The following is a 10,932-nucleotide window of genomic DNA, read 5'->3' on the forward strand; positions in this document are numbered from 1 at the left end:
GGAGCTGGGGGATGAGGACTGGGATCTCATCAATGCCGGGAAAAAGGCGATTACGCTGAAGCCGGGGACGAGCTTTTTCCACCACTCGATCTCGCCGGGCGCCCGCGCCACGGTCTCGGCCAGCCAGGCCACCGCGTCGGGCGGCATCACGAAGGCCGAGGGCGCCACCCCGGGATTGAGCGCAAGGCCCAGCCCCTCCCCGGCCAGCATCCCCGCCACGGCCCGGCCCGACAGCGCCGCGTAGGGCGACGCACGGCCGGTAAAGGCGGTGAGCCGCGCCTCCCGGTCGAAGGCCAGCACGTACCGTTGGCCGCCGGTCTCGAATATCTCGGGGGTCACGCTGTCGCCGTCTCCCTCGTCGGCCAGAAGCACGAACAGCTCGCTCGCCGAAAGCACGTCGTAGAAGGCCAGCCGCGCCGCCGTGTCCATCTCCGGCGCGGCCTCCATCGCCGCGTGGGCCGCGTCCAGCGGGGTCGTCCCGGTTTCGTCAGCCATCCATCACCTCCCGCACGCGCCGGCGCAGCACCGGCAGCAGCTCGGCCTCGAACCACGGGTTCCGCTTCAGCCACGCGGTGTTGCGCCATGACGGGTGCGGCAGCGGGAAAAGGCGCGGCGCGTGGTCGCGCCAGCCCTTCACCGTGTCCGTCACACCCGTCCTGACACCCATGTGGTATTTCTGCGCGTAGCCGCCCACGATCACCGACAGGGCCACGCCGTCGAGGTCGCGCATCACGCGGTCATGCCACGTTTGCCCGCAGACCGGCGGGGGCGGCAGGTCGGCACCCCTCGCATCGCACCCCGGAAAGCAGAACGCCATCGGCACCACCGCAACACGGCCCCGGTCATAGAACTCGGCCCGCTCCAGCCCCAGCCAGTCGCGCAGCCGGTCGCCCGACGGATCGTCGAAGGGCGTGCCCGACCGGTGCACCCGCATCCCCGGGGCCTGCCCGGCCACCAGCAGCCGCGCGCCGGGCCGGAACCAGACGACAGGGCGCGGCGCATGGGCCGTTTGCGTGTCGGCAAAGCGGTCGGCGCACATCCGGCAGGCCGCGATCTCGTCATGAAGGGCGGACATCTATTGCAGCCTGACCCCGGCATCCTTCATCGCGTTCCACGCGGCCTCCAGCGACCCGTCAAGGTCGATCGCGCGGCACAGGTCGCTGCGCAGGGTCACGTCATAGCCCAGCCGGGCCGCGTCCACGGCCGAGAAATACACGCAGAAATCGGTCGCGAGCCCGACCAGTGTCAGCGTGTCGATGTGGCGTTCCTGCAGATAGCCGTGCAGGCCCGTCGGGGTTTCGTGGTCGTTCTCGAAAAAGGCCGAGTAGCTGTCGATGCGCGGGTTGTAACCCTTGCGCACGATCACGTCGGCCCGGTCCGTCTGAAGGGCGGGGTGGAAGGCCGCGCCATCGCTGCCCTGCACGCAATGGTCGGGCCACAGCACCTGCGGACCGTAGGGCATCTCGACCGTTTCGAACGGCGCCTTGCCCGCATGAGAGGACGCGAAGGAGGAATGCCCGGCCGGGTGCCAGTCCTGCGTCAGGATGACGGCCGGGAAGCCGGCCATCAGCGTGTTGATGCCGTCCAAGATCTGGTCGCCCTCCGCCACCGCGAGCGCCCCGCCGGGGCAGAAATCATTTTGCACGTCGATCACGATCAGGGCCTCTGTCATGCGGGCGCCTCCTTGGCTTGGCTTCTGGCAAACTTGGCGCAGCCGGGCGGCAGCGTCAACGTCAGCGCCGCCGCGCGCGGCGCTGTGCGGGCCTGCATAGGCAACGTGCGCGCAGCGGCGTTTCGCATCGCGCCCCGTGCGATACGTGAACGGCCTGATGACAACGGAGACCCACATGACCGAGAACCGCACTTTCGCCGCGATCAGCGGCTCGCTGCGCAAGGACAGCCTCAGCACACGAATCGCCGAGACCCTGCAGGAGCTTGCCCCCCGCGACGTGACCGTCGCGAGGCAGGACATTGCAGCCATCCCGCTTTACAACGAGGATCTCCTCGATGGTGGCGCGTCCCCCGCCGCCGTGACGGCGCTGGCCGGGAAGCTGGCGGCGGCGGATGCCGTCATCGTCGTATCACCGGAATACAACCGCGGCACGTCGGCCGCGCTGAAGAACGTGATCGACTGGATGTCCAAGGAACCGGGCGTACCCTTTGCCGGCAAGCCCGTGCTGGTGATCACCCAGTCGCCGGGCGCCACCGGCGGGCTTTCGGCGCAGTACGACCTGCGCAAGGTGCTGTCGGTCATCAACGCCGAGGTCGTTCCGGGCTTCGAGATCGCCATCGGCGGATCGGCGGAAAAGATCGAGAATGGCCGCCTGACGGATGCGGGCACGCGCGACTTCGTCACCAGCAACCTGCAGCGTCTTGCCGACCGGATCGCGGGCTGACAGGGCGCAAGGGGCGTCTTGCCCCTTGCCCATGCCGCCGCGGCTGCGTACATCGCGGACCATGTACACGATCGCCGCGCTTTATCATTTCACCCGGTTCGACGACCCCGCCGCGCTGCGCAGCCCGCTGCTGGCGCTTTGCGACCGCGAGGGGATATCGGGTTCTCTCCTGCTGGCCCGGGAAGGGATCAACGGCACCGTCGCGGGGCCGCGCGCGGGCATCGACGCGGTGCTGGCGCATATCCGCGCCCTGCCCGGCTGTGCCGATCTGGACTGGAAGGAAAGCGCGAGCGCCGACCAGCCGTTCCGCCGGCTCAAGGTACGGCTCAAGCGCGAGATCGTGACGATGGGCCAGCCCGACGTGGACCCGCGCGCGCGGGTCGGCCATTACGTCGACCCTGCCGAGTGGAACGACCTGATCCGGTCGCCGGACGTGGCCGTGATCGACACGCGCAACGATTACGAGGTGGCCATTGGCACCTTCGAGAGGGCGGTCAACCCGGGAACCGCCAGTTTCCGCGACTTTCCCGCGTGGTGGGAGGCGAACAAGCACCGGTTCCACAACAAGCGCATCGCGATGTTCTGCACCGGCGGTATCCGTTGCGAGAAATCCACCAACTACCTGTTGGGTCAGGGGGTGGAAAACGTCTATCACCTCAAGGGCGGCATCCTGCAATATCTCGAGGACGTGCCCGAGCCCGACAGCGCGTGGCGGGGTGACTGCTTTGTCTTCGACGGGCGCGTGTCGGTCGGGCACGGCCTGCGCGAAGGGCCGCACGAGCTGTGCTTTGCCTGCCGCCGTCCCGTCCTGCCCGCGGACATGAACCGCCCGGAATACGAACACGGTGTGTCCTGTCATCACTGCATCGACGAGACAGACGACGCCGACAAGGCCCGTTTCCGCGAACGGCAGAAACAGATGGCGCTGGCCGAGGCGCGCGGCGAACGCCACATCAAGATCGTGCACGAGCAATAGCCGGGACATGACGGCGGGTCAGGCGTGGCCGGGCGTGCCCGCCACGGTTTTGCGCGGACGGGTCCGCAGCAGCAACGACGCCAGGATCGCGATGTTCAGGAAATTCCAGCCGATCCCGTTGATGAAGGCCATCCGGTAATCACCCGTCATTTCGTAAATCCAGCCCGACACCCAGCCGCCGAGTGCCATGCCGAGGATCGTGGCCATCATGACGATCCCGACGCGCTTGCCGGCCTCGGCCGAGGGCATGTATTCGCGCACCACCAGCGCGTAGGTGGGCACGATTCCCCCCTGCGACAGCCCGAAGATCAGGCTGACCGCGTAAAGCGACACCAGCCCGCCCGCCGGCAGGTAGAGAAACAGCGCGAGGCATTGCAGCCCGGAACTGATAAGAACGGTCCGGACCCCGCCCAGCCGGTCGGCCACCAACCCGAAGAAAACGCGGCTGGCCGCGCCGGCGACCAGCATGACGGCCAGAATTTGCCCGCCGACCGCGGCGCCGAAGCCCATGTCCACGCACAGGCTGACCATGTGGACCTGCGGCATGGCCATCGCCATGCAGCAGGCCAGCCCGGCCAGCCACAGCAGCGCCGTGATGGTGCGCGGCGACAGCCCCGCCGCGCCGGCCCGGATCGAGGCGACGCTGTCGGAATGCTGGCGCGCGACAAGCGGCACCCGGCGGCGCAGGCACAGCGCCAGCGGCAGGTTCAGCGCCGGGATGATCACCGCCAGCGCCAGGTAGGCGCTGCGCCAGCCCGCGCTTTCCAGAAGCCCGGCCAGCACGAGCGGCCAGATCGCCCCGGCAAGGTAGTTGCCGCTGGCCACGATGGCCACGGCGATGCCGCGCCGTTTCAGGAACCATTGCGAGATATCGGCCACGAGCGGGCCGAAGCCTGCCGCGGTCCCCAGCCCGATGGCCATCTGCGCCGCCGACAACGTCCAGACAGACGGGCTGAGCGCCGCCAGCGCGGTCGCCCCGCTCATGACCAGCGTCGCGCCGACAAGCGACGCGGTCATGCCGACCCTGTCCACGAGGCGCCCGATGGTCAGGTTGCCCAGCGCGAAGCCGATCATCGTCATGGTATAGGGCAGCGAGGCGGCGGCGCGGTCGGTGCCGAACTCGGCCTGCATGGCGGGCATGACCACCACGATGGCCCAGATGCCGACATTGCTGACGGCCGCCACGAGCAATGAAAGCCCCATGCGGAGCCACGAATACCGGCTGTCGAGAATGTCCGCGTCGGTCATGGACGCGACGTTATCGGGGATGGCGCCGGGCGGCCAGCAGGTTTCCGCGAGCCTACCAGCTCAACGGCACCCGCCCCAGCAGCGCGACCGCCGCGACCGGCACCAGCAGCACGTGCGTCACGTGGTCGAACCAGTTGCTGCTGCCCCAGCCCATGATCCAGCCGGCCTGTCCGAGCACCGCCACCAGCGGCAGGAACCAGTTGCCCGTCACCGCGCCGTAGCCGCAGACCGCCAGCACCATCAGCGCCACCGGCGCGGGGGCATAGCCCAGCCGGTAGAGGTCAACCGGGATCACCCCGAAGGCCGTGGCAAGGAAGGCCATGTAGGCCAGCAGGAACAGCGCCAGTTCCCACGTGGCAAAGCCGGGCACGGGCGCGCCGAACTTCACGGCGGCGTGGCGCAACGCAAGCGCCGGCAGCATCACGCCGAAAGGCGCCAGCAGCGCCATCGCCCCGCGCAGCGCCACCGTGTCCCGCAGCAGGAACACGCAGACCGCCGCCGCCGTGGCACCCACGGCGACCGCCGCCGCCGCGCCCGTGACAAGCAGGGCAACCGCGAAGACCACCCATCCCAGCAGGATGCCCAGCGCCAGCCATGACAGGACCCCGGTCATTGCGCCGCCACCCATGCCTCGTTGAAGACATGGGCCCGGATGCCCCGCTTGGTGCCGTGGGAATAGGCCAGCGCGATCTCGCCGCCGGTCAATCGCCGCAGCATCGGGTAGCGCGCATCGCCGCCGTCATCCTCCAGCGTGCGGATGACGCGCCAGCTTGCGCCCTCGTCCGCCGACACGGCCAGCCGCAGCCGATCGGCGCCTTGCGCGTCGTCGTTCATCGCCATCAGGATGCGCCCGTCCGACATGGCCAGCGCGGCCACCGGCGCGCTCGGGTTGGGAATGTCCGTCATCTGAACCGCGCTCCAGCTCTGGCCGCCATCCGTCGTCCGGCTGAGCCAGAGCCGCCCGCTGGCGTCGAAATCCCGCAGGAAGGCCAGCGCGCGCTCCGCGTCCAGTGGCACGATCATCGGCTGGATGGGCTTGCCCGGCCCCGCGATGCGGCGCATGTCGCGCACGCGGCCATCCGCGCCCAGCCGGACCAGCGCGCCATGGGCCGCGCCCATCTCGAAATAGGCTGGCAGGGCATGGCTGCCATCGGCATAGGCCACCATGGGCGACTTCACCAGAAACGAGCGGTTGAGAAACGGCGACAGGTTCAGCTTGCGCGCCCGCACGGGGCCGTCCGGGCCCATCCGCAGGTCTGCGACCGACGCCATGGCCCAGCCCCCGACCGAGACCACCGTGGCATAAAGCGCGTTGGCGGCGGCTTCGTTCTGGATGGTGTTGCCCAGCGTGACGACAAGCTGACGTGGCTCGAACGCGTCGGACAGCGCCGCGCGGGTGACGCGGGGCGCGGGGGCAGTGGCCTGCCACGATCCGCCCTGCCGGGCCAGGCTGGCGGCGTGGATGTCCACGTCCGCCTGCGCCTCGGCCGAGCCTTCGAACCACAGCACGGCAAAGCCGGCATCGTCCACGACGATCCCGGGGGAATGGGCCTGCCCCTTGGGCGCGGTGTAATCCAGCACCCGCTCGAAGACCGGCGCGTCCCCGGGCGGCGGCAGGTCGGGCGTGGCGAACCGCCAGTCAAGGGGCCTGTCATGCCAGAGCGCGTAGCCGCTCAACCCGACGCTCATCAGGGTAAGGGCCACGATCAGCAGCTGCGTGCCGGCCACGCCTCAGCCCACCTTGAGAGCGATCTTGCCGATATGCCCGCTGCTTTCCATCCGTTCATGGGCCGCCGCGGCCTCGGCCAGGGGGAATTCGGAATCCATCACAGGCCCGACACGCCCGGCCTCGATCAGGGGCCAGACATCCGCGCGCAGCCCCTCGGCGATGCGCGCCTTGGCAAGGTCGCTTTGCGGGCGAAGGGTGCTGCCGGTGATCGTCAGCCGACGTGCCATCACCTGCGCGAAGTTCAGTTCCACCTTGGGCCCCTGCAGGAAGGCGATCATCACGAGCCGCCCGTCATCGGCAAGGCACCTGACGTTGCGCGGCAGGTAATCGCCCCCCACCATGTCTAGGATGAGGTCGGGGCGCCCGGCCTCCTTCATCACCTCGACGAAGTCCTCCTCGCGGTAGTTGATCGCGCGCTCGGCCCCGAGATCGACGCATGTCGCGCATTTCTCGGCGGAGCCGGCGGTGGTGAAGACCCGCGCGCCAAACGCGCTGGCAAGCTGGATCGCCGTCGTCCCGATCCCGGACGACCCCCCGTGGACGAGAAACCGCTCCCCGCCCCTGAGGCCGCCGCGGCCGAAGACGTTGGACCAGACGGTGAAAAAGGTCTCGGGCAGGCAGGCGGCCCGGCGCAGGTCCAGCCCAGCGGGCACGGGCAGGCAATGCGCGGCCGGCGTGGCGGCGTATTCCGCATAGCCGCCGCCGGGCAGCAGCGCGCAGACATGATCGCCCGTCCGCCAGCCGCTGACGCCCTCGCCCACGGCAACGATCTCGCCCGCGGCCTCCAGCCCCGGCAGATCGCTGGCCGTGGGGGGCGGCGCGTACATCCCGGCGCGCTGCAGCGCGTCGGGGCGGTTCACCCCGGCATAGGCCACGCGGATCACCACCTCGCCCACGCGCGGCACGGGCACCGGCCGCGTCGTCATCGCCAGCACCTCGGGGCCGCCGGGCCCGGTGATCTCCACGGCGTTCATTGTCTCGCTCATCATGGTCTCCCTAGTTCGGGCCGTTCCAGCGGCCCGGCATCCCGGTGTTGTGCCCGCCGCGCGGCGCCTTGATACGCCCGAGGAAGGCCAGCGGCCCTGCCATCAGCCCGCTGACAAGGCGGTTGTCGCGCGCTTTGGCCTTCACTTTCTCGAACTGCATGACATCGTCAATCCGCCGGTCAAGGAATTCCCACGTCTTTTCGTATCCGGGGCTGTCATCGCCCAGCCAGTACAGCACGGTGGAGCCGTAGACGCCCGACAGCGTGGCGCGCTTGGTGTACCAGTTCACGTCGTCCGACATGTCGCCCAGCGCCGTCCAGATGCGGTCACTCGTGCGCCACAGCGCCTGCGCCCCGTCGGCGGCATGGGCCGGCAGGGAAAACAGCGTCATGCCGCGCCGCACCAGCTCGCGGTCCTCCACCGCCTCGAGCCGGTAGCGCACCGCGGCCGCCACCCGGTCGCGGAAGCGCATCGCGCTCAGGTCCTCCTCGGCCAGGCGCGCCAGCATCGCCTGGTCGCCCTCCTCGTGGAAGGCCAGCGCCAGATCGACCGCCCCGCGCGGACAGACGGCCCGCGCCACGCCTTCCTCGACGCCCGTATCGGCCATCGCGGCGCGGAACGTCGCCTCGCTCCAGCCGTCGAAGGGCACGTGCATCTTGGCGGCTTCCAGCAATTTTGCTTTGATATCCGTCTCGGGCATCTCTCGGGCCTCCTTTTCGCCTGCCGCCACCCTAGACAAAACGACAGCGCTTTGCTATATGGCGGCTTCCTGCAATCTCTTGCAACTCAAACTCGGAAAGGTGGTGACAACCACATGCAGGTTAGTGTTCGCGACAACAATGTCGATCAGGCGCTCCGCGCCCTGAAGAAGAAACTGCAGCGCGAAGGCGTTTTCCGCGAAATGAAGCTCAAGCAGCATTTCGAGAAACCGTCGGAGAAAAAGGCGCGCGAGAAGGCCGAGGCGATCCGCCGGGCCCGCAAGCTCGCACGCAAGAAGGCCCAGCGCGAAGGGCTGCTCTGAACCGCGCGTTTCCACGCGACACGTGATTGACGACCCCCGGGCAGCCGCTTCGGGGGTTTGTCGTTTTCGCGGCCCGCGCGCCTTGCCACCCCGGGCCCCCTTTGCTTTAAGCGGGCGGGAGCAATCTACCGGAGACCCGCGCCATGGCCGATATCGCCTCCCGTGTCTACAACCACCGCTGGAAGATGGATCCGATCGTGCGGTCGCTGATCGACACGGACTTCTACAAGGTGCTGATGTGCCAGTCGATCTTCCGCAACAGGCCCGACACGCAGGTGACGTTCTCGCTCATCAACCGCAGCAAATCGGTCCGGCTGGCGGAACTGGTGGACGAGGGCGAATTGCGCGAACAGCTCGACCATATCCGCTCGCTCTCGCTCAGCCGGGGGGAATCGACATGGATGCGCGGCAACACCTTCTACGGCAAGCGGCAGATGTTCACCCCCGAGTTCATGGACTGGTTCGAGGGGCTGCGCCTGCCGCCCTATCACCTCGAAGTGCGCGACGGGCAGTACGAACTGACCTTCGAGGGGGCATGGCCCGAGGTGATGCTGTGGGAAATCCCCGCGCTCGCCGTGCTGATGGAGCTGCGCTCGCGCGCGGTGCTGCACGACATGAAGAAATTCGAGCTGCAGGTGCTCTATGCCCGCGCCATGACCAAGCTGTGGGAGAAAGTCGGCCGCCTGCGCCCGCTGGAGGGGCTGCGCATCGCCGATTTCGGCACAAGGCGGCGGCACTCTTTCCTGTGGCAGGACTGGTGCGTGCAGGCGATGGGCGAAGGGCTGGGCGAGAAATTCGTCGGCACCTCGAACTGCCTGATCGCCAAGAACCGCGACCTCGAGGCGATCGGCACCAACGCGCACGAGCTGCCCATGGTCTATGCCGCGCTGGCCGAGACGGACGCGGAATTGCGCGAGGCGCCCTACAAGGTGCTGGCCGACTGGCACGAGGAGCATTCGGGCAACCTGCGCATCATCCTGCCCGACACCTTCGGCACCAAGGGTTTCCTGAAAAACGCGCCCGACTGGCTGGCGGGCTGGACGGGCATCCGGGTGGATTCGGGCGACCCGGCCGAAGGGGCCGAAACCGCGATCCGCTGGTGGCAGGCGCGTGGCGAGGACCCCCGGCAGAAGCTCGTGATCTTCTCGGACGGGCTGGACGACGACAAGATCGTCGAGCTGCACCGGCAGTTCTCGGGGCGGGTTCGGGTCAGCTTCGGCTGGGGCACGCTGCTGACGAACGATTTCCGCGGCCTGACCGAGGGCGACCGGCTGGCGCCCTTTTCACTGGTCTGCAAGGCCGTCGCCGCCGATGGCCGGCCCACGGTAAAACTGTCCGACAACCCGCGCAAGGCCATGGGCCCGGCAGACGAGATCGCGCGTTATAAACGGGTCTTCGGCGTGGGCGAGCAGGAGGAGATGGAGGTTGTGGTTTAGCCTCCATCATCACGGTGTGAGCTGACCGGTTCGATGGTCTTTCCCGCGGCATTCTTCGTTCGAGGGGTACGCCGGATGGGCTGGTGTCGAGCCTCAAGCATGGGGAAGAGATGACCTGCCCCCCGGTCGTCCTTCGTTTATAACGAGGGTCTGCAGGTTGGAGTTGGGTATTCCGGTTCCCCGTCTGGCGCAAGCGCGCCGGGCGTGGAGCCCTCAGATTGCTCAAGCGTCCGGCGCGCTTGCGGCGGTGTCTGGTTGCCCAATGACGTGTGCGGCCTGACCGCACTGTAGTCGTAGCGCCAGAGGGCCAGCTTCCCGCGCGCGTCATCCCGGCTGTCGAAGATCTCCTCGTTCAGCAGTTCGTCGCGCAGGCTGCCGTTGAGCTTTCGATGAAGGCGTTCTGCCGGGGTTTGCCCGGGTCGATGTCATGCCAAGGCACCGTGTTCTCGTCGGCCCATTTCGCGGCGCGGACCTTCGGTTCGGGGTCGCCCGGCTGGTGAGCTCGGTCCCGTTATCGCTGATGATGCAGCCCGGCTTGCCGTGGATCCGGATCAGGGCATTCAGTTCACGGGCACCCCGTACGCCGGACAGGCTGGTGTCCGCCACGAGGCACAGGCATTCCCGCGTGCAGTCGTCGATCACCGCGAGGATCCGGAACTTCCGCGAGGCGCCAAAGCTGTCGGATACGAAGTCCAGCGACCAGCGCGCATCGGGATGCGCGGCAACCGGCCTCGGCGTCCTGGTGCCGCGCGCCCGTTTTCGGCCGCGCCGTCGCTTCACCGACAGCCCTTCCTCGCGAAAGATGCGATACAGCTTCTTGTGGTTCATGATCATGCCCTGCCGTTCCGGCAGGACCCCGATCCGGCGGGAACCTGACCTGCCACGGGATTTTTCCTCCAGTTGGAATTAGAGTCTGACCCAACGAAGGGACGGACTATGAAGCGAACGAGATATACAGAAGAGCAGATCTGAGGTGCCCCTAGATTTGTAGACGCTTTGCCCCCTAACTTTGAGGCTAGGAGGCCGACATGGGGACAAGCAATTACAGCGACGAGTTCAAGCGGGATGCGGTGCATCAGATCACGGTGCGGGGATATCCGGTTCGGGAGGTGTCTCGGCGTTTGGGCGTGAGCACGCATT

At 68.0% G+C, this 10,932-nt stretch carries 13 protein-coding genes and 1 pseudogene; 5 read left to right on the plus strand and 9 right to left on the minus strand.

Annotated elements, in window-relative coordinates:
• The 3 genes from ACH107_RS25605 to pncA form a co-directional block, all read right to left on the minus strand.
• Window positions 1-495: SseB family protein (locus tag ACH107_RS25605; RefSeq protein ID WP_412508433.1), on the minus strand; the 495-nt coding region annotated here is incomplete at its 3' end.
• Window positions 488-1,075 (minus strand): uracil-DNA glycosylase family protein, encoded by a 588-nt coding sequence (locus tag ACH107_RS25610; RefSeq protein WP_412508434.1) that lies wholly within the window; start codon window positions 1,073-1,075, stop codon window positions 488-490. The genes ACH107_RS25605 and ACH107_RS25610, both read right to left, overlap by 8 nt.
• Entirely contained in the window at window positions 1,076-1,672 is a 597-nt protein-coding gene (gene pncA / locus ACH107_RS25615; protein WP_412508435.1) for a bifunctional nicotinamidase/pyrazinamidase, read from the minus strand.
• Window positions 1,673-1,847: 175 nt separating this feature from the next.
• On the opposite strand from pncA, the gene ACH107_RS25620 reads away from it, so the two are divergent.
• Together ACH107_RS25620 and ACH107_RS25625 are read left to right on the plus strand one after the other, a co-directional pair.
• Complete coding sequence (locus ACH107_RS25620; protein ID WP_412508436.1) at window positions 1,848-2,396, plus strand: NADPH-dependent FMN reductase; 549 nt, start codon at window positions 1,848-1,850, stop codon at window positions 2,394-2,396.
• A 61-nt stretch (window positions 2,397-2,457) separates the two neighbouring features.
• A complete protein-coding gene (locus ACH107_RS25625; RefSeq protein ID WP_412508437.1) occupies window positions 2,458-3,372 on the plus strand; it encodes a rhodanese-related sulfurtransferase in 915 nt (304 codons plus the stop codon).
• A gap of 18 nt (window positions 3,373-3,390) precedes the next feature.
• Here ACH107_RS25625 and ACH107_RS25630 read toward each other — a convergent pair whose 3' ends face one another.
• The 5 genes from ACH107_RS25630 to ACH107_RS25650 are packed head-to-tail and all read right to left on the minus strand — an operon-like array spanning window position 3,391 to window position 8,035.
• Complete coding sequence (locus ACH107_RS25630) at window positions 3,391-4,620, minus strand: MFS transporter (protein ID WP_412508439.1); 1,230 nt, start codon at window positions 4,618-4,620, stop codon at window positions 3,391-3,393.
• Window positions 4,621-4,672: 52 nt separating this feature from the next.
• Window positions 4,673-5,233 carry a hypothetical protein gene (locus tag ACH107_RS25635; protein WP_412508441.1) on the minus strand — a complete coding sequence of 187 codons (561 nt, stop codon included), beginning with the start codon at window positions 5,231-5,233 and terminating at the stop codon, window positions 4,673-4,675.
• Complete coding sequence (locus ACH107_RS25640; protein WP_412508442.1) at window positions 5,230-6,348, minus strand: exo-alpha-sialidase; 1,119 nt, start codon at window positions 6,346-6,348, stop codon at window positions 5,230-5,232. Before ACH107_RS25640 ends, ACH107_RS25635 begins: the two co-directional genes overlap by 4 nt.
• A 3-nt stretch (window positions 6,349-6,351) precedes the next feature.
• The gene (locus ACH107_RS25645; protein ID WP_412508444.1) at window positions 6,352-7,335 is read right to left on the minus strand and encodes an NAD(P)H-quinone oxidoreductase; all 984 of its coding nucleotides are present in this window, start codon (window positions 7,333-7,335) and stop codon (window positions 6,352-6,354) included.
• Window positions 7,336-7,345: 10 nt separating this feature from the next.
• Window positions 7,346-8,035 carry a COQ9 family protein gene (locus ACH107_RS25650; RefSeq protein ID WP_412508446.1) on the minus strand — a complete coding sequence of 230 codons (690 nt, stop codon included), beginning with the start codon at window positions 8,033-8,035 and terminating at the stop codon, window positions 7,346-7,348.
• Window positions 8,036-8,149: 114 nt separating this feature from the next.
• On the opposite strand from ACH107_RS25650, the gene rpsU reads away from it, so the two are divergent.
• Window positions 8,150-8,356, plus strand: coding sequence for a 30S ribosomal protein S21 (gene rpsU, locus ACH107_RS25655; RefSeq protein WP_005614280.1), 207 nt, complete (start codon window positions 8,150-8,152; stop codon window positions 8,354-8,356).
• A gap of 143 nt (window positions 8,357-8,499) precedes the next feature.
• Window positions 8,500-9,792 (plus strand): nicotinate phosphoribosyltransferase, encoded by a 1,293-nt coding sequence (pncB, locus tag ACH107_RS25660; RefSeq protein ID WP_412508449.1) that lies wholly within the window; start codon window positions 8,500-8,502, stop codon window positions 9,790-9,792.
• Between the two features lie 137 nt (window positions 9,793-9,929).
• Here the strand turns inward: pncB and ACH107_RS25665 are convergent.
• Window positions 9,930-10,677, minus strand: a pseudogene (locus tag ACH107_RS25665) (integrase core domain-containing protein); the annotation flags it as partial.
• Between the two features lie 143 nt (window positions 10,678-10,820).
• Between ACH107_RS25665 and ACH107_RS25670 the strand changes: the two are divergent.
• Window positions 10,821-10,932 (plus strand): transposase (locus ACH107_RS25670; protein ID WP_412508450.1); only part of this gene is annotated, 112 nt, incomplete at its 3' end.

The organism is Roseovarius halophilus (ex Wu et al. 2025) (assembly GCF_047086965.1).